The sequence below is a fragment of the Methylobacterium sp. BTF04 genome (assembly GCF_010692745.1).
GTDB lineage: Bacteria > Pseudomonadota > Alphaproteobacteria > Rhizobiales > Beijerinckiaceae > Methylobacterium.
The window spans coordinates 169,028-186,698 of sequence record NZ_JAAHTB010000002.1 but is presented as its reverse complement, the minus strand read 5'-3'; the positions used below and the strand labels follow the sequence as shown (position 1 = coordinate 186,698).

At 67.7% G+C, this 17,671-nt stretch carries 15 protein-coding genes; 6 read left to right on the top strand and 9 right to left on the bottom strand.

The window, feature by feature from the left end; translation table 11 throughout:
- Positions 1–52 precede the first annotated feature (52 nt).
- The 3 genes from acs (at position 53) to G3T14_RS02330 (ending at position 4,135) form a co-directional block, all read left to right on the top strand.
- Positions 53–2,002 carry an acetate--CoA ligase gene (gene acs / locus G3T14_RS02340; RefSeq protein WP_163639616.1) on the top strand — a complete coding sequence of 650 codons (1,950 nt, stop codon included), beginning with the start codon at positions 53–55 and terminating at the stop codon, positions 2,000–2,002.
- Positions 2,003–2,135: 133 nt separating this feature from the next.
- Positions 2,136–2,444, top strand: coding sequence for a DUF485 domain-containing protein (locus G3T14_RS02335; RefSeq protein WP_163639614.1), 309 nt, complete (start codon positions 2,136–2,138; stop codon positions 2,442–2,444).
- Positions 2,441–4,135 carry a cation acetate symporter gene (locus G3T14_RS02330; protein WP_163639611.1) on the top strand — a complete coding sequence of 565 codons (1,695 nt, stop codon included), beginning with the start codon at positions 2,441–2,443 and terminating at the stop codon, positions 4,133–4,135. The genes G3T14_RS02335 and G3T14_RS02330 overlap by 4 nt, the downstream gene beginning before the upstream one ends.
- Before the next feature lie 149 nt (positions 4,136–4,284).
- Here G3T14_RS02330 and G3T14_RS02325 read toward each other — a convergent pair whose 3' ends face one another.
- The 5 genes from G3T14_RS02325 to G3T14_RS02310 all read right to left on the bottom strand — a co-directional run bounded on the left by G3T14_RS02325 (position 4,285) and on the right by G3T14_RS02310 (position 11,060).
- Positions 4,285–5,652 (bottom strand): DUF2252 domain-containing protein, encoded by a 1,368-nt coding sequence (locus G3T14_RS02325; protein ID WP_163639609.1) that lies wholly within the window; start codon positions 5,650–5,652, stop codon positions 4,285–4,287.
- Positions 5,653–5,710: 58 nt separating this feature from the next.
- Entirely contained in the window at positions 5,711–7,309 is a 1,599-nt protein-coding gene (purH, locus tag G3T14_RS02320; protein ID WP_163639607.1) for a bifunctional phosphoribosylaminoimidazolecarboxamide formyltransferase/IMP cyclohydrolase, read from the bottom strand.
- Positions 7,310–7,490: 181 nt separating this feature from the next.
- Positions 7,491–9,221 (bottom strand): heparinase II/III family protein, encoded by a 1,731-nt coding sequence (locus G3T14_RS02315; RefSeq protein ID WP_163639605.1) that lies wholly within the window; start codon positions 9,219–9,221, stop codon positions 7,491–7,493.
- Between the two features lie 193 nt (positions 9,222–9,414).
- Positions 9,415–9,549, bottom strand: a complete 135-nt coding sequence (locus tag G3T14_RS25360) for a hypothetical protein (protein WP_281409784.1) — start codon at positions 9,547–9,549, stop codon at positions 9,415–9,417.
- A 140-nt stretch (positions 9,550–9,689) separates the two neighbouring features.
- A complete protein-coding gene (locus G3T14_RS02310; RefSeq protein ID WP_163639603.1) occupies positions 9,690–11,060 on the bottom strand; it encodes an RsmB/NOP family class I SAM-dependent RNA methyltransferase in 1,371 nt (456 codons plus the stop codon).
- Positions 11,061–11,152: 92 nt separating this feature from the next.
- Here G3T14_RS02310 and G3T14_RS02305 point away from each other — a divergent pair, with 92 nt between their 5' ends.
- Both G3T14_RS02305 and G3T14_RS02300 read left to right on the top strand, forming a co-directional pair.
- Positions 11,153–11,416 carry a DUF1674 domain-containing protein gene (locus G3T14_RS02305; RefSeq protein ID WP_163639759.1) on the top strand — a complete coding sequence of 88 codons (264 nt, stop codon included), beginning with the start codon at positions 11,153–11,155 and terminating at the stop codon, positions 11,414–11,416.
- A 95-nt stretch (positions 11,417–11,511) separates the two neighbouring features.
- The gene (locus G3T14_RS02300; RefSeq protein ID WP_163639601.1) at positions 11,512–11,823 is read left to right on the top strand and encodes a cupin domain-containing protein; all 312 of its coding nucleotides are present in this window, start codon (positions 11,512–11,514) and stop codon (positions 11,821–11,823) included.
- 54 nt (positions 11,824–11,877) lie between these two features.
- Here G3T14_RS02300 and G3T14_RS02295 read toward each other — a convergent pair whose 3' ends face one another.
- Positions 11,878–12,393, bottom strand: coding sequence for a L,D-transpeptidase (locus G3T14_RS02295; protein WP_163639599.1), 516 nt, complete (start codon positions 12,391–12,393; stop codon positions 11,878–11,880).
- A gap of 190 nt (positions 12,394–12,583) precedes the next feature.
- Positions 12,584–13,231, bottom strand: coding sequence for a 5,6-dimethylbenzimidazole synthase (gene bluB, locus G3T14_RS02290; RefSeq protein WP_348645195.1), 648 nt, complete (start codon positions 13,229–13,231; stop codon positions 12,584–12,586).
- A 383-nt stretch (positions 13,232–13,614) separates the two neighbouring features.
- Between bluB and G3T14_RS02285 the strand changes: the two genes are divergently transcribed.
- Positions 13,615–13,989, top strand: a complete 375-nt coding sequence (locus G3T14_RS02285; protein ID WP_163639595.1) for a DUF2794 domain-containing protein — start codon at positions 13,615–13,617, stop codon at positions 13,987–13,989.
- A gap of 79 nt (positions 13,990–14,068) precedes the next feature.
- Here the strand turns inward: G3T14_RS02285 and G3T14_RS02280 are convergent, their stop codons facing one another.
- On the bottom strand, positions 14,069–14,836 hold the full coding sequence (locus G3T14_RS02280; RefSeq protein WP_163639593.1) for a Bax inhibitor-1/YccA family protein: 768 nt from the start codon (positions 14,834–14,836) through the stop codon (positions 14,069–14,071).
- A gap of 235 nt (positions 14,837–15,071) precedes the next feature.
- Entirely contained in the window at positions 15,072–17,648 is a 2,577-nt protein-coding gene (locus G3T14_RS02275) for an ABC transporter permease (RefSeq protein ID WP_163639591.1), read from the bottom strand.
- Between the last annotated feature and the right edge of the window lie 23 nt (positions 17,649–17,671).

Genomic DNA, 17,671 nt, shown 5'->3' with positions numbered 1-17,671 from the left:
CCCGGCTGCGCGGACAGTCGCGATACGATCGGGCACCGACAGGGAAAACGCCATGGACGAGAAGGTGGTCGAGGTCCGTTCGGCTTGGAGCGAAGGCGCTCACGTCAACGACGCCCAATATCAGGCCATGTACAAGTCATCCGTGGACAATCCGGATGCTTTCTGGGCCGAGCACGGCAAGCGGATCGACTGGTCTACGCCATTTACGCGCGTGAAGAACACGAGTTTTGCGCCGGGTGATATCTCGATCAAGTGGTTCGAGGACGGACGCACCAACGTCTCCGTCAATTGCATCGACCGTCATCTCGAGACCCGCGGCGATCAGGTCGCGATCATCTGGGAAGGCGACGACCCGACCGAATCCAAGCACATCACCTATCGGCAGTTGCACGCGGAAGTGTGCCGGATGGCCAATGTGCTGCGCAACCGCGGCGTCTCCAAGGGCGACCGCGTAACCCTCTATATGCCGATGATCCCCGAGGCTGCCTACGCGATGCTCGCCTGCGCACGCCTCGGTGCGGTCCATTCCATCGTCTTCGGCGGGTTCTCGCCGGATTCGTTGGCCGGCCGCATCGAGGGCTGCGCCTCAAAGCTCGTCATCACCGCCGACGAGGGCCTGCGCGGTGGCCGCAAGGTCGCGCTCAAGGCCAATGTCGACGCGGCGATCGCGCGCTTGCCGAAAGACAGCGTCGATCACGTGGTGGTGGTGCGCCGCACCGGGTCTCCGGTGGCGATGGAGCCCGGCCGCGACGTCTATTACGACGAGGCTGCCGCTCAGGTCACCGACACCTGCCCGGCCGAGGCCGTGGAGGCGGAGCACCCGCTCTTCATCCTGTACACCTCCGGTTCGACCGGCCAGCCCAAGGGCGTGGTCCACACCACCGGCGGCTATCTCGTCTACGCGTCGATGACCCACGAATACGTCTTCGATTACCGTGAGGGCGAGGTCTATTGGTGCACAGCCGATGTGGGCTGGGTCACCGGCCACAGCTACATCGTCTACGGGCCCCTCGCCAACGGCGCGACGACCCTGATGTTCGAGGGTATTCCGACCTATCCGTCCAGTTCCCGGTTCTGGGACGTGGTGGACAAGCACAAGGTCAACATCTTCTACACCGCCCCCACCGCGATCCGTTCGCTGATGGGCGGCGGCGAGGGGCCGGTGAAGAAGACCTCGCGCACCTCTCTGCGCGTACTCGGCTCGGTGGGCGAGCCGATCAACCCGGAAGCCTGGGAATGGTACTACAAGGTCGTGGGCGACTCGCGCTGCCCCATCGTCGACACGTGGTGGCAGACCGAGACCGGCGGCATCCTCATCACGCCGCTGCCCGGCGCCACCAAGCTGAAGCCGGGTTCGGCGACGCGGCCGTTCTTCGGGGTGCAGCCGATCATCGTCGATGCCGAGGGCAAGGTCCTCGACGGACCCTGCGAGGGTAACCTCTGCATCGCCGATTCGTGGCCCGGCCAGATGCGCACGGTCTACGGCGATCACGAGCGCTTCGAGCAGACCTACTTCGCCACCTATCCGGGCACTTACTTCACCGGTGACGGCTGCCGGCGCGATGCCGACGGCTATTACTGGATCACCGGCCGGGTCGACGACGTGATCAACGTCTCGGGTCATCGCATGGGCACTGCGGAAGTCGAATCCTCCCTCGTCGCGCATCCGAAGGTCTCCGAGGCGGCGGTGGTCGGCTATCCGCACCCCGTCAAGGGCCAGGGTATCTACGCCTACGTCACCCTGATGGAGGGCGAGGACGGCTCCGACGATTTGCGCAAGGAGCTCGTGGCCTGGGTCCGCAAGGATATCGGCCCGATCGCCTCGCCAGACCTGATCCAGTTCGCCCCCGGCCTGCCCAAGACCCGCTCGGGCAAGATCATGCGCCGTATCCTGCGCAAGATCGCCGAGGACGAGTTCTCGTCGCTGGGCGACACCTCGACCCTGGCCGAACCCGCCGTCGTCGACGACCTGATCGAGAATCGCCAGAACCGGACCAACTGAACGCGGCCGGATGGTGGACGAGGTGAGCGTCTTCGGGCGCTCGCCTCATCGGACTGAAGAACCCAACAAAAATGTGGATGAGAGGCCGGGCCCCGTTCAGGAACGGGGGCCGGCTCAAGGGGAGGATTGTGCCATGGCCAACATCGAGACTGCGCGTATTGCGCAGAACATACACTTCAAGGAATTGGTGCACGAACGCACCCGTTTCGGCACGATCCTGACCGGGATCATGCTGGTGATCTATTTCGGCTTCATCGGGCTCATCGCGTTCGACAAGGCGTTGCTCGCCACCAAGATCGGCAGCGGGACAGCTTCGCTCGGTCTCGTGCTCGGCGTCGCGGTGATCGTGCTCGCCTTCATTCTCACCGGCATCTATGTCCAGCGCGCCAACGGCCGCTTCGACGATTTGACCGCCAAGCTCAAGCGGGACCTCGGCCAATGACCCGCCTCAGCCATCCCCTCGTTCTCGGAACCGCGCTCGCCGTCGTTGCGGCCGGCGCTGCCTATGCCGCCGGACCCGATCTCGGCGCCGTCACCCAGTCGGCGACGAATTGGCCGGCGATCGGCATGTTCGCGTTCTTCGTGCTGTTCACCCTCGGCATCACCTACAAGGCGGCCAAGGGCACCAAGTCGGCGGCCGACTTCTACGCCGCCGGTGGCGGCATTTCGGCCGGCACCAACTCCCTGGCGATCGCCGGCGACTACATGTCGGCAGCCTCGTTCCTCGGCATTTCGGGCCTCGTCTACACCTCGGGCTTCGATGGTCTGATCTACTCCACCGGCTTCCTCGTCGGATGGCCGATCGTGCTGTTCCTCATCGCCGAGCGCCTGCGCAACCTCGGCAAGTTCACCTTCGCGGACGTGGCATCGTTCCGCCTCGACCAGACCTCGATCCGCATCATCTCGGCGGTGGGTACCCTGGTGGTGGTGGCATTCTACCTCATCGCCCAGATGGTCGGCGCCGGTAAGCTGATCCAGCTGCTGTTCGGCCTGCCCTATCTCTATGCCGTCATCATCGTCGGCGTGCTGATGATCGTCTACGTCGCCTTCGGCGGCATGAAGGCAACCACCTGGGTCCAGGTGATCAAGGCCTGCCTGCTCCTTGGCGGCGCGACCTTCATGGCCATCGCGGTGCTGTACAAGTACGGCTTCAACCCTGAGGCACTGTTCTCGGCGGCGGTGGCCACCCACCCGAAGGGCGACGCGATCATGGCGCCCGGCGGTCTCGTTTCCAACCCGGTGGAGGCGATCTCCCTCGGCATCGGCCTGATGTTCGGCACCGCCGGCCTGCCGCACATCCTGATGCGGTTCTTCACCGTCTCCGACGCCCAGGCCGCCCGCAAGTCGGTGTTCTACGCCACCGGTCTGATCGGCTACTTCTACATCCTCACCTTCATCATCGGCTTCGGCGGTATCGCCCTGTTGATGTCCGATCCGGTCTACTTCAAGCTCGGCCCGGCCGGCGCCTTCGACAAGCTGAAGGACATGATCGGTGGCACCAACATGGTGGCGGTGAACCTCGCCAACGCCGTCGGCGGTCCGTACTTCCTCGGCTTCATCTCGGCCGTGGCGTTCGCGACCATCTTGGCGGTGGTGGCGGGTCTGACCCTCGCGGGTGCGTCTGCCGTGAGCCACGACCTCTATGCCAGCGTCATCGCGCGCGGGCGCACCAATGAGGCCTCCGAGGTTCGGCTTTCGAAAATCGCCGCGGTGGTGATCGGCATCGTGGCGATCTACCTCGGCTACGTCTTCGAGAACCAGAACGTCGCCTTCATGGTCGGCCTCGCCTTCTCGGTGGCGGCAAGCTGCAACTTCCCCGTCCTGGCGATGTCGATCCTGTGGCGCGGCACCACCACCTGGGGTGCGCTCATCGGCGGCTTCGTCGGTCTGTTCGCGGCGGTCGGCATGGTGGTTCTGTCGAAGGCTGTGTGGGTCACCACCTTCGGCAACCCGGTGGCGATCTTCCCCTACGACAACCCGGCTCTGTTCTCGATGCCGCTGGCCTTCCTCACGATCTACGTGGTGTCGAAGCTCGACAACACCCGTCGGGCCCAGCGCGAGCGTGCCTTGTTCGACGAGCAGTTCATCCGCTCGGAGACCGGCATCGGTGCCTCGGGCGCCCACGCCCATTGATCACACCAGTCGGGCCGCCGTTCGCGCGGCGGCCCATCTTGCTCATAACGAGAAACGCGCGGGAGGATGCCTCCCGCGCGTTTCTCGTTTTTGACTGATGTTTCGGACCGCCGCTTCGCCCCGAACCGGATCGGTCGCAGGCGGCGCGCTCAGGCTTGCGCGGTGCTCGGCGCGTGCTCGGACAGCAGCGCATGGTCCGCCACGGTCTGCTTGGCGTAGCGTATGGCGAATTCGGCGACGGCCTTGTCGAAGGCCGATCCCTTGCCGAGGTACCCGGTGATCATCGCCGCGTCGCCCGAGCGGGCATGCGCGCGCGCGAGGGTGGTGCCACACAGACGGGCATAGGCCTTCGGACCACTCTCCGAGAGGATACCGGTCACGGCCGAGAGCTTCTTGTTCTTGAGTTGGCGCACGTAATAGGAGCGGCCACTCGTCTGGGACTGCGCCGTTCCGAGGAACGGGTCGCTCGCCGCCTGCATGATGCGCTGCCCGTCGATGACACGCTGGCCTTCGGAGCCGAGGAAGAACGGACTCAGCGCGAGCGGCGCCAGCACCGATGGCCGGGCTTCCTTGATCTGCAGGAAGAGGGGCGCCCCGTCTGCGTCCGCATAGACGCCGACGGCGCAGACCGTGCCCACCGAGCCGATCCCCACGACCTTGAAGGCGACATCGCGCAGCGCGTACCGCAAGGCCAGTAGATTGCGGTCGGCGGTGAGGCTCTGCGGATAGGTGAGGAGCGCCGCCCTGGCCTCCTCCACCGCCTCGGTCAATCCGTTCGGGCCTTCGTGGAAGATCGTCGGTGCTTTCTCCGCAATCGCCCATTGCGGCGGATCAGACTGGAGCTTGGCCTGATCGAGGCTCGGTGCGTCGCCGTGGCTGAGGCCGTCGGCGGTCTCGGTCGATGCCTCCGACAGGAGGCGTCGACACAGATCCCGATCGCCCAGGACCCCGACTTCATGGTCGAGGTCGATCCGGCTATGCCAGATCGCCAGCGGTGCGAGGTCCGACAACTCGCGCATGTGCTCGCGATAGGCGCAGACGCTCGCCCGGGCTGCGCTGCGCGCCTTGTCCTCACCCTGCGCGAAGGCGGCGATGGCGACGCTGGCCGCGAGGCGCTTCACGTCGACGGTGAAATCGACGTTCCAGAGCGTCTCGTCGAAGTCGTTGATGTCGAACAGGGTCAGCCCCTCAGGGCTGCGATACACGCCGAAATTGCCGATGTGGCAGTCGCCGCAGGCCTGAACCGGGATGCCCGGAGCGGGGACTCCCACGAGGTCGGCCACCATCACGGCGGCGGCCCCACGCAGGAAGGCAAAGGGGTTGGCACGCATCCGCTCATACCGAAGCGGGATCAGCGCAACCAGCCGGCCATCATCGCCCTGTGCGAGAATGGCAAGCGGATCCCGGCCCGGTGCAGGCTGCCAATCGGCGTGGGATTCCCGCGGCACCGCTTGGCGTAGGCGCTTGCCGGCCGCGCGGCGCGCGGCGCGGTCGGACGAAATCTGAATGTCGTTCATGATAGAAAACCTCGGCAAGGCGGAGCGTGCAGCCATTCACCGCGCGACCCGCGCATCATCAGTGCCGGAAGTGGCGATGGCCTGTAAACACCATCGCGAGACCAGCCTCGTCGGCGGCGCGGATGACCGCGTCGTCACGCATCGATCCGCCCGGCTGGATCACCGCCGTGGCGCCGGCCTCGGCCGCCGCGATCAGCCCGTCCGCGAAGGGGAAGAACGCATCGGAGGCCACCACCGACCCCTTGGCGAGGCTCTCCGCGGCACCAATGCGTTTAGCGCCCTCGGCGGCCTTCCAGGCGGCGATGCGCGAGGAATCCACCCGCGACATCTGCCCGGCGCCGATGCCCACCGTAGCGCCGTCGCGGGCGTAGACGATGGCGTTCGACTTCACGTGCTTGGCGATGCGGTAGGCAAAGCGCAGGTCGGCATATTCCTGCGCGGTGGGCGTGCGCCGTGTCACCACCGTGAGCGGCATGTCGTCGACCACCGCGTTGTCGCGCCCCTGAACCAGGAAGCCGCCCGAGAGCGTCTTGACCGTCTCGCCCGCCCCACGCGGATCGGGCAGGCGCCCGGCGAGCAGCAGCCGGAGGTTCTTCTTGCCGGCGACGATGGCGATGGCCTCGTCGGTCGCATCCGGCGCGATGATGACCTCGGTGAAGATCTCGACGATCTTGGCGGCGGCCTCGGCATCAAGGGTACGATTGAGCGCGACGACGCCGCCGAAGGCCGAGGTCGGGTCGCAGGCGAGGGCCCGCTCGTAGGCCTCGACCAGGCTCGCACCCTCGGCGACGCCGCACGGGTTGGCATGCTTGATGATCGCCACCGCCGCGATGCGGGCCGGGTCGAACTCCGCCACGCATTCGTAGGCGGCGTCGGTGTCGTTGAGGTTGTTGTAGGACAATTCCTTGCCCTGGAGCTGGCGCGCGCTGGCGACACCCGGCCGGACGAGGCCCGGTGCCCGGTAGAACGCCGCCCGCTGATGGGGGTTCTCGCCATAGCGCAGGGATTGGGCGAGGCTGCCGCCGAAGGCCCGGAACGCCGGAGCCGCCTCGGCGGCGGTCTGCCCGGCGAGCCAATTGGCGATGGCGGCATCGTAGGATGCGGTGCGGGCGAAGGCCTTGCCGGCCAGCGCGCGGCGGGTCGCTTCACCGAGCGTACCGGCATTCGCCTCCAACTCGCCGAGGATCGCCGAATAGTCGGCGACATCCACCACCACCGCCACGTCCGCGTGGTTCTTGGCGGCCCCGCGGATCATCGCCGGACCACCTACATCGATGTTCTCGACACAGTCGTCGTAGGACGCCTCCTTCGCGATGGTGGCCTCGAACGGGTACAGGTTGACCACGAGGAGATCGATGACGCCGATCCCGTGGGCGGCGAGCGCCGCCTGATGCTCGGGGTTGTCGCGCACGGCGAGCAATCCGCCATGGACCGCCGGATGGAGGGTTTTCACCCGCCCATCCATCATCTCGGGGAAGCCGGTGAGGTCCGCCACCTCGGTGACCGGCAGGCCGGCGTCGCGCAGGGCCTTGTGGGTGCCCCCGGTGGAGACGAGAGCGATGCCGAGGCGTGATAACGCCGCGGCAAAGTCGACGAGCCCGGTCTTGTCCGAGACCGAGAGAAGCGCACGGGTCACCCGCACCTGATCATGCGACATGGAAGATCCGCCCGGTCCGCAAACAATGGAATGGCCGGGCGCGTAACACGAAATCCGCCTTTTCGGCCAGGGTGCGGCGCGGTTGGCGCGGGACAATAGCGTCGGGAATGACAGCCGTTAGGTCGCCAGAGCCGAGATTGCATCCGGTCCGACGCCGACGGTTCTCGGTTTTGCCGCGGCGTCAGGCGATGGACTCGCGGGCCGGTGCCCGCACGAAGCCCCAGCGCACCCGCGCCCCGTCGGCCACCGTGACGTACAGAACGATCTGGTCGGTGCGGCGGGCGCCGGTCAGCCCGGCGAAATACACGCTCTCCTCGAGCGCCAGGTCGGCGCCCTCCGCACCGAAGTGCCAGACCTCGCCCACGGGCAACACCAGTTCGAGGCGGCCATCGTCGAGGCCACGCGCGACGATGGCCGGGTGGAGATGGAAGCGGATGGCGACTTCGTGCGGGCGGTGGCGGGTCTTGCCCTCCGTGCGAACGAATGCGTCCTCACCCTCGACGAGGGAGCCGCCGGAACCGAGGCGCCAGCGGCGCTCGTGGACGATGCCGAAATCGCGGGCGTAGCCGTCGTGACGGGCGGCGAGGATGGTTGATCCGCCTTCCGACGAGCGCTCGGCCTTCACCGCCTGCGGTCCGCGCAAAATGACCGGGCCGATCCGGTCGGCGAGCCAGCCCACAGCCCAGCGCTCGTACCAGGCGCCGCCGCCGGCCAGGAATCGGCACGACGAGGAATCGGCCACTGTCGCGGTGGAGTGGGCTGCGGTGCTGCGGGCGAGCCGGCGCAATTCGGGGCCGCTCGCGGGCAGGCCGCAATTGATGACGATGCGTTGCGGCCCGCTCGACATCTCGAACGAGAGGCAGCCGGCCCCCGCATTGATCGAATCGGGGAGCGGCGGCGGCGCCCCCACATCTGCGACCACCAGGATGCGGCCGGCTTCCAGGCGCTCGTAGCCGGAATTCGGGGCGTGCATCATCGGTTGCGCCAGGGCGCCGTCATAGACGAGCAGGGTGGCAAGGTGGTCGGCCGCCGTGGCGCCCATGCCGTTGAAATGGCTGAGCGACGCATCGGCATGCCGCAGGAGGCGCAACAGCGGCAGCATCCGGTCGATGGCGTGCAGCAGCGCTTCCGGCGGATCGACGCTGCGGCTGAGGAAGCTCTGGCGCAGGGGCAGCAGGTCGAGCAGCAACTCCATGGCGAAGCGCGGATCGCGGCTGCGATGGCCGCCGTCGCGCATGATCTGCCGATCGAGTTCGCGCACGAGGATGCGGGTCGACCTGCGCAGGATCGGTTGGATGCCCTCGCAGCACAGGCCGGCATAGCAGAGCGCCACCGCTGCGAGCAGGCGGGTCTGGGGCGAGATGCCCCGACGCAGGTCGCCTTCGAGGTCGCGCGCCGTCCGGCCGATGGTCTTGAGGAAGGTCTGGTAGAAGGCGTGGTCGGCCCCTTCCAGTACCAGAGGCGATTGGCACAGAAAGGCGATCAGCCGCCGCGCAGCCACGGGAGTCGGCTTGGCGAGGCTGGAATCGCCCCGCCCCGCCATGAAATCCGCCACGAAGGCGCGGGCATTGGCGCGGGCGAGCGCCGTGTCGGCCGCCCGCAAGTGACGCAGCCAGCCGAAGCCATAGAGCGCAGCGGCCCATTCCGGCGAAGGCGGCGCATAGTCGAACGGCGAGCGTCCGCTCACCGAGAGCGAGCGACCGGCGAAGACGAACAGGCCCGCATAGATATCGTCCGCGAAGGTCGCGTCGCTGGTGCGCAGGTCATGCGGCGCGATGACGAGACCGGTGACGCGGGCGCGTGCCAGGATGTCCGGGCGGCCACTCAGCCGCGCGTAGGTTCCACGAACCGAGCTGGCGATTTCGCGCCCGATCAGCCGATAGAAGCGCCAGCGATCAGCCCCCCAACGCACGCACTCTCCTTATGCCGGCCGAACGCGCGCGACGGGCGCCCGCGATCGGACGTCTTGATCGATGAACCTAGGCCATGCGTCTTAACTCGCGGTTAACCTCAAACGGCCCGCCGAGTCGATCCCGCCCAGAAGAGCAAACAAAAAGCCCACACGGCCGGTGCCGGTGGGCTTCGTCATCGTGCGGGCGAAAGGATCAGAGCAGGTAGAGAGTCTCGTGGGTCTTGAAGACAGCCGGGCAATGCGTCGTATCGATGAGGCGCCGTGCTTCATCCAGCGTGATGTGCCGGTCCAACGCTATCTCAGCCAACGTCATCCACTTCGTCCGCATCGTGTGTTTCCTGCTTCTTCTGCAGGACTAACAACCAAGCGTCGGTCCGGTTCATCCATCGGTCGCGCCGGGGAACCGTGCGTGTGCGATCCGGACCGGCTTCGCAGTTTTCCGCTGCGACGCCTCGGAGCGCTTGCGGCTCAGGCCTTGTGGCGCAGCCGGCTCGCGAAAAAGCCGTCGAGACCGCCCCGCATCTCGGGTGCGGTGCCGGAGAGATGCGCGGGCAACGCCCGCAGATCGCCGTTCCCATCGATAGGCTCTGCCAGACCGCCGAGGTCCGCCGCCTCCACCGGTACGCGCTCGAAGGCGGCGTTGCGTGCCAGGAAGGCGCTGATCTGCGCCTCGCCTTCCTCGCGTTCCAGCGAGCAGGTGCAATAGACGAGGCGTCCCCCGGGCCGGACCAACGTCGCCGCCTTGTCGAGGAGGCGGCGCTGCAGCCCGGACAGGCGCGCGATATCGGTGGAGCTCTTGGTCCAGGCGACGTCGGGATGGCGGCGGATGGTGCCGGTGGCCGAGCACGGCGCATCGAGGAGCACGGCGTCGAAGCTCCCCTCCTCCGTCATCGTCATGGCGTCGGCGACGCGGATCTCGGCCTCGAAGCCGAGGCGGGCGAGGTTTTCGCGCAAGCGCTCGAGGCGTGATTCCGAGCGGTCCACCGCCACCACGCTCGCGCCGGCCGCGGCGAGCTGCGCGGTCTTTCCGCCCGGTGCGGCGCATAGGTCGGCGACACGTTCGCCCGGCTGCACCGCCAGCAGGCGGGCGGGGATCGCGGCCGCCGCATCCTGCACCCACCACGCTCCCTCGGCATAGCCGGGAAGCTCGGAAACGCTGGAGCGCACTTCGTGCAGACGTACGCTGCCGGTGGGCAGGGCGACGCCGCCGAGCCGCTCGGCCCACTCAGTGGGAGAGCCCTTCACGGTGAGGTCGAGGGCGGCTCCGCCGAGATGGGCGGTGGCGATGGCCTGCGCCATCTCCGGGCCGTAGATAGTCCGCCAGCGATGGGCGAGCCAGTCCGGGGTGTTGTCACTCAACGGATCGGTCATCGCTGCGAGGATTTCGGCGCGCTCGCGCACGATCCGGCGCAGGACCGCGTTCACGAGGCCGGCGAGGTGCTGGAGCTGCGGGTCGCCCTTGGCGATGCGGACCCCGAGGTCGACCGCGGCGTGGTCCGGCACGTTGAGGTCGAGGATCTGGGCCGCGCCCGTGGCGAGTAATGCGACGAGGCGCGGATTGTCTTCCGGTAGCCCCTGCGAGAGGCGTGCGGCCAGAATGGTGCGCAGGAACCCGAAGCGGCGGAACGTCGCCGTCGCGATGGCGCGCGCCAGCGCCGTATCGGGTCCGTCGAGCCCGGCATGGCGTCCGGCCTGAACCAGAGCATCCTCCAGCGCGAAGGCGTGGGTGTTACCGAGGAGGTCGGCGACCGCGCCATGGGCGACCTGCCGGGCGGCCAAGCCCCCGACGGTGCGGTCGATTGCCGTTACCGGCCCGTCCGCGTTGCGGCGAATAGCCATGAATGCCACCTTCGTTGAATACACGCCCGCGCTGCGGCAGGCATCCTGAGCGATGCCCTTCCACCCGTCACTCCGAGATGCAAGCCATGACGATGCAGGACGACGCGAAAAAGCAAGACGACCCGAAAAAGCAAGACGACCCGAAAAATCCGGACGCGAGCGAAAACCAGACCGCACCCCCCCGCACGCTGGCCCCGGCGGCCGAGCGCGCGTTGGCCGAAGCCGCCCTTCGCCGGTCCGAGATCGATGCGCGCGCCGCGGGGATCGCCGCCACCCGCGAGCGTCAGGGGCGCGGCGGGCTCGAGCCGGTGCGCTATGCCGATTGGGAGATCAAGGGCATCGCCGTCGACTTTTGAGCCGCAGGCATCGGGCCGGGTATCCACCGATTGTGCCGGAACGTCCGCATCCGCGTCCTGTTGAGGTGGACGAAGACACACAAAGGACGCCCGCGATGCCCGTCACCAAGATTTCGAGCCACACGGCCAGCGAAGGCCCCCACGGCGAGATCGCCCTGGCCGCCGGCCATGCGGTCGCCATGCGGATGTGGCGGGAGGAGCCGCCCACTTCCGACAAGCCGAGCGTGAAGCGCCCCTACGAGACGGTGGGATACGTGATCTCCGGCAAGGCCGAACTCATGGTCGGCGGCGAGACGGTGACGCTGGTCCCCGGCGATTCCTGGCTGGTGCCGGCAGATGCCGAGCATACCTACACAATCCTCGAGGCGTTCACGGCGATCGAGGCGACGTCTCCCCCGGCCAAGTAACACCAGGATCAAGCAGCAGGCGGTCGCCGGGCATGTCCCGACGACCGGTGCCGGTCAGCGCACCACGTAGACCTGCGTGCCGACCGAAACGCGATCGTAGAGATCGACCACGTCCTGATTGAACATCCGGATGCAGCCATACGACGCGTAGGTCCCGATCGAGTTGGGCCGGTTGGTGCCGTGGATCGCATATTCGCCGCCCGAGAGCGTCATCGCCGCCGAGCCCATCGGGTTGTGCGGCGAGCCGCCGGCGATCACTGAGGGGAGCCGTGGGTTGTCGCGCTTGACCTCGCGCGGCGGCGACCAGGCCGGCTCCACGAACTTGCCGTCGATCTTGGTAGCTCCAGTCCACTGCTTGCCGGGCTTGCCCACCGCCACCGGATAGCGAATGGCGGTCCCGTCGCCATTGACGAGATAGAGCCGGCGCTCGGCGGTGCGAATGACCACGGAGCCGGGCATCACGCCCTCATGGAAGGCGACCACTTCGCGCGCCGCTGCCGGCGCGCCACTCAGACCCGCGCAGACCACAAGTGCGGCTGCGCCGATATACCCAACCCGATCCCCGAACATCTGTCATCGTCTCCGAAAGCATTGCCTTTACCCGCACGATAGTCAGCAGGCGCGGGTTGCCGTTCCGGTACCGTTTCGCGACAACGGCTTGAGATGGCGTGCAAATTCGGCGTCGCGGTAAAGCATCGCCGGGTTGTCCACTTGGGATTCGACGCGTTTCAGTGACGCTTTGCTAACCGTGTCGGTGCGCTCAGCGCTCGATCAGATGCGCGCCCTCTCCCAAGCGCGCCTGCCAGCCATGGCGGACGAGTTCGGGGTCGATGTGCTCCTCCACCGGGTAGCCAACGCAGAGATAGGCCACGAGATGCCAGTCGCACGGCACGTCGAGGCAGGCGCAGACCGCCTCCGGTTCGAGGATCGAAACCCAGCCGACCCCGAGGCCATGAGCGCGGGCGGCGAGCCAGAAGGTCTGCACGGCGGTGACGACCGAATAGCGCAGCATCTCCGGCATGGTCGCCCGGCCGAGCCCGTGCCCTACCGGCGTCGCCTCGTCGCTGAAGACCGCGAGATGGATCGGCGCCTCGCGCAGTCCGGCGAGCTTCAGGCGGATATAGGCGTCCCGGCGCTCGGCCTCGTAGCCCTCGGCAGCCTGGGCGTTGCAGCGCTCGAAGCTGGCGACGATGGCCGCGCGCCGGCCCGCATCGGCGACACGGACGAAGCGCCACGGCTGGCTGTTGCCCACCGATGGGCTGAGTTCGGCGAGCGCCAGGCATTCACGCAGCAGGGATTCAGGCACAGGGTCGGTTCGGAAGCGACGCACGTCGCGTCGCCACGCGAACAGGTCCGCGAGCGTCCGACGGAAGCCGGCGTCGAAGCCGACCGAGACTTCCCTGTCCACGAGACTTCCCTTTGCCGCACGACCACCCGCTCCGAGGGCGGAGCCAAGCCGTCTCATAACGCGTCGTGGAGCTGGTTGCGAAAAAAAGGCCGCACTCCGAAGAGGCGGCCTGAAGTCCTTGGGTCTCGAAACCTCTGGAGTGTCGGCCCGATGGGCCGGGGCGCCGCCCGAAGCTGGGGAGCATGATCTCGGGCGCCATCCCGGTGTCGGTACCAACGAGGATTCGGCCACAGGCATCGCGATTCATCGCGGCCGCCGCGGGGCTTCTTCATGACCGAACCATGGCGGCGCGTTCGGTGGTGCGCCGGCGCACGCGACCCTTGCGGGAGGGCCGGGGCGGGACCATCATTCGAGACAGGCACGATGACACCAGAGGAGTGACGATGATCGAGAGGAGCAGCGCCGAGCCGCGAACCGCCGAGGCCACGGGCCGGGTGGTTCCCTTCCCCTCCGCGTCGGTGACTCCTCAGATCACCTTCGACCGCACCGAGCTGCGGACCATCTTCAACCTCTACGGCCGCATGGTCTCGCAGGGCGAATGGCGCGACTACGCCCTCGATTTCCGCCGCGACAAGGCGGTGTTCTCGATCTACCGGCGCAGCTCCGAAATGCCGCTCTACCGGGTGGAGAAGGACCCCAAGCTCGCCCGCCGCCAGGGGGCCTATGCGGTGGTGGCCGCCACCGGGCTGGTGTTGAAGCGCGGCACCGACCTCGCCCGCGTACTCGCGGTGCTGGAGCCACCACTGCGCGCGGTGTGATCCAAAACGACAGGCGCCAACAAAAAAGGCCCCGGCGAATATCCGCCGGGGCCTTCCTATTTTTGGATGAGCGACCCGCTTAGCGGCGGTCGCCGAGGAGCGAGAGCAGCATCTGGAACATGTTGATGAAGTCCAGGTACAGCGTCAGCGCGCCGTTCACCGACAGCTTGGCGGCGCCTTCGGCATCCGCGTTGCTGTAGAGGAACATCTCCTTCAGCTTCTGGGTGTCGTAGGCGGTGAGGCCTGCGAAGATCAGCACGCCGATCACCGAGATGGCGAACTGCAGGGCCGAAGACGCCAGGAAGATGTTCACCAGCGACGCGATCACGATACCGATCAGGCCCATGATCAGAAACGAGCCCATGCCCGACAAGCTGCGCTTCGTGGTGTAGCCGTAGAGGCTCAAGCCGCCGAAGGTGGCCGCCGTGATGAAGAACACCCGCACCACGCTCGCACCCGTGAACACGAGCAGAAGCGAGGACATCGAGGCGCCCATCACTGCCGCGAAGGCGAAGAAGGTCATGCGGGCGCTGGACGCCGACATCCGCTCCATCCGCATCGAGAAGATGAAGATGAAGGCGAGCGGGGCGAGCATCACGACCCACTTGAGCGGGCTGGTATAAAGGAGCTGGCCGAAGGGGGTCAGCGCCACGCGGCCGGTCGCCGTCTGCGCGACGGCGGCCATGTTGAGGCCCAAAGCCACGAGACCGGAGATCCCGAGGCCGACGACCATGTTGTTGTAGACGCCGAGCATGAAGGTGCGCAGGCCCTGATCGACCTCGACCTGGCTGCCGGCGTAGCCGGTCGGCTGGGAGCCGACCCGGAAAGGACTGTTATCGAATGCCATGGGAGTTTCCCTTGGAAGCTCTCTCAGCGTGTGATTTCGAAACGAGGCTCACGCAACTGACCTCTGGCGCCATCGGGCGCCTCAAGCCGAAATATGTTCCGTCATCCCGCTCCGCACAAGAGGGCCGCCGAGCTTCGGGCCGAGGAATCGCGCCTTAAGCGCCGGTGTTTTATTTGGAAAAACAGGGATTAAATCTGGTGAACACGGTTCTTCACCGGTCGTGTGCGACGCCTTGTCAGAACTGCCGCAGGTACGGCGCCGGCTTCTGCCCGAGAATACGCCAGGTGCCGACGAGGCCCATCAGAATTGCGAACACCACGGCCAGCACCGACGCGACCAGGGCGCCGGACAGGTCGAGCACAAACTCGAGTTTCATCACCCGGGTCACGATTACCCAGCCGGCGAGCGTGCCCGCGGCGAGCCCGAACAGCGCCGTGGCAAACCCGAGCGCCCCGTATTCGAGGATGTAGGCGGTGAGCAGCCGCCCGCGCGTGGCGCCCAGGGTCTTGAGGATCACCGCATCGTAGAGCCGGGCACGATGGCCCGCGGCGAGCGCTCCGGCGAGCACGAACAGGCTCGCCACCACGGCGATGCCGCTCGCCCCGCGGATCGCCAGTACCAGCTTGCCGACGATGTCGTTGACCGCATCCAGAGCCTCCTTCACCCGCACGCTGGTGACGGAGGGATACGCGCGGGCGACGTCGCGCAGGATGCCGGCCTCGACCTTGGCGTCAGGCCCGTTCGGCAGCGTCAGGGTCGCCAGATCCGAATGCGGTGCGCCGCGGAACGTGCCGGGCGTGAACACCATGACGAAGTTGATGCCGAGCGAGCGCCATTCCACCTTGCGCAGGTTGGAGATGCGGGCGCTGAGGCTGCGTCCGAGCACATTCACCGTGATCGTGCTGCCCACCGAGAGGTTGAGACTGCGGGCGAGCTCGGCATCGAAGGAAACGAGCGTGGTCTTGGCTTCCTCCGCGTTCCACCACGTGCCGGCGACGATGGCGGAGCCTTCGGGGACGTCCTCCGCATAGGTGATGCCGCGGTCTCCATCGAGCACCCAGGCCGCGTCCTCCGGCGGCTTGATCGACCCGGCGGGCACCCCGTCGAGGGCGGTGATCCGGCCCCGCATCATCGGCACGCGCTCGATCTTGGCGCCCGGCGCCTGCTTGCCGAGAAAGGCGTGGAAGCCGTCGGCATCGGCGGCCGGCACGTCGAGGAAGAACAGGTTCGGGGCCCGCGCCGGCAGCGAGCTCGTCAGCGTCCGCCGGACATTGGCGTCAATCAGGCTCAGCGTGACGAGGAGCGTGACGCCGAGGCCGAGCGACAGGACGATGGCCGGAGTCAACGCACCCGGCCGGTGCAGGTTGGCGAGGGCCATGCGGGGGGCGGCGGAGCGCGGGCGCGGCAGGCGCCGGGCCAAAGCCATCAGGCCGAACGCCACGAGGCGCAGCAGCCCGAACGCACAGGCCGCCGCCACGATGAAGATCAGTGCGAGGCGCCGGTCGAAGGCGGTGGCGAGGGCCAGGGCGACGAGGCCGGCCAGCGCGCCCACCAGGATCAGGCGGTACCGCAGGCGCGTCTTGCGCCCGTCCGGGTCGACGACGTCGCGAAACAGGCCCGAGACCGGCACGTCGTGGGCGTGACCGAGCGGGATGATCGCGAAGGCGAGCGCGGTGAGCAGGCCGTAGCAGGCGGCGAGCGCGAGTTCGCCCGGTGCCAGCGTCGGGTTCAACGGCAGCGGAAGCGCATCGTGGAACACCGCATCGAGGGCGAACGGCAGGCCAGCCCCGACGACGAGTCCGATCGCCGTGCCGAGACCGGCGATCAGCATCACCTGCGTCAGGTAGAGCGCGACCACCTGCCCGCCGGGTGCGCCGACGCTCTTCAGGGTGGCGATGGAGCCACGCTTGCGCTCGACGAAGGCCGCAACCGCATTGGCGACGCCGACGCCGCCGACGATGAGAGCGGTGAGGCCGACCAGGGTGAGAAACTGGGTGAACCGCTCGATGCTCTTGGCGAAGCGCGGATCGGCATTGCCGCGGCTGCGCATCTCCCAACCGGCATCGGGAGCGGCCTTGGCGACGGCGGCGCTGCGGCGCTCCAACTCGGCATCGTCGGCGTCGGGCACCCGGAGCCGGTAGCTCCAGCGGTTGAGGCTGCCCGGCCGGATTAGGCTCGTGGCGGCGAGCGCCGCTTTCGAGACGAGCACGCGCGGGCCGAAGCCGATGCCGTTGGCGATCTTGTCGGGCTCGGACACCAGCGTCGCGCGGATCGCCACCGGAATTCCCGCGAGGGTGATGCGGTCGCCGACCTTGAGGTCGAGGCGGGTCAGCAGCACCGGATCGACCACGGCGCCATAGGCCCCGTCGCGTTCGGCCAGAAGATCGGTGAGCGGCTCAGCCGGATCGGTGACGAGGTCGCCGGTGGCCGGATAGTCGCCGTCGACGGCCTTCAGCTCGACGAGGGCGGCGCCGGAGGCTTCGGCGAGCGCCATCGCCCGCAGGGTCGTCACCACGGAGACGCGGCCCTGGGCATCGAGCACGGCGCGCTCGGCCGGCGTCGCCTCCCGGTTGATCAGGCTGTAGGTGAGATCGCCGCCGAGGATGCGCGCACCCTCGCGGCCGAGCCCGTCGGTGAGGGAGCGCGCGATCGAGGCGACGCCGGCGATGGCCGCGACTCCGAGGGCGATGCAGGCGAGGAAGACCGCAAAGCCCGCAAGGCCGCCGCGCAATTCCCGCAAGGCGAGGCGCAGCGTCAGCGGCAGGCGGGAGGGGCGTGCGCTCGGAGCGGCCTGCGCGAGAGTGCCATGCATGGTCGTTGGGCTTCCTCGCAAGG

Bases quoted from the DNA above. Each gene is read 5' to 3' on its own strand.
- acs (WP_163639616.1), top strand. From the start codon at position 53: ATGGACGAGAAGGTGGTCGAGGTCCGTTCGGCTTGGAGCGAAGGCGCT.
- G3T14_RS02335 (WP_163639614.1), top strand. From the start codon at position 2,136: ATGGCCAACATCGAGACTGCGCGTATTGCGCAGAACATACACTTCAAG.
- G3T14_RS02330 (WP_163639611.1), top strand. From the start codon at position 2,441: ATGACCCGCCTCAGCCATCCCCTCGTTCTCGGAACCGCGCTCGCCGTC.
- G3T14_RS02325 (WP_163639609.1), bottom strand. From the start codon at position 5,652: ATGAACGACATTCAGATTTCGTCCGACCGCGCCGCGCGCCGCGCGGCC.
- purH (WP_163639607.1), bottom strand. From the start codon at position 7,309: ATGTCGCATGATCAGGTGCGGGTGACCCGTGCGCTTCTCTCGGTCTCG.
- G3T14_RS25360 (WP_281409784.1), bottom strand. From the start codon at position 9,549: ATGCGGACGAAGTGGATGACGTTGGCTGAGATAGCGTTGGACCGGCAC.
- G3T14_RS02310 (WP_163639603.1), bottom strand. From the start codon at position 11,060: ATGGCTATTCGCCGCAACGCGGACGGGCCGGTAACGGCAATCGACCGC.
- G3T14_RS02305 (WP_163639759.1), top strand. From the start codon at position 11,153: ATGCAGGACGACGCGAAAAAGCAAGACGACCCGAAAAAGCAAGACGAC.
- G3T14_RS02300 (WP_163639601.1), top strand. From the start codon at position 11,512: ATGCCCGTCACCAAGATTTCGAGCCACACGGCCAGCGAAGGCCCCCAC.
- G3T14_RS02295 (WP_163639599.1), bottom strand. From the start codon at position 12,393: ATGTTCGGGGATCGGGTTGGGTATATCGGCGCAGCCGCACTTGTGGTC.
- G3T14_RS02285 (WP_163639595.1), top strand. From the start codon at position 13,615: ATGATCGAGAGGAGCAGCGCCGAGCCGCGAACCGCCGAGGCCACGGGC.
- G3T14_RS02280 (WP_163639593.1), bottom strand. From the start codon at position 14,836: ATGGCATTCGATAACAGTCCTTTCCGGGTCGGCTCCCAGCCGACCGGC.
- G3T14_RS02275 (WP_163639591.1), bottom strand. From the start codon at position 17,648: ATGCATGGCACTCTCGCGCAGGCCGCTCCGAGCGCACGCCCCTCCCGC.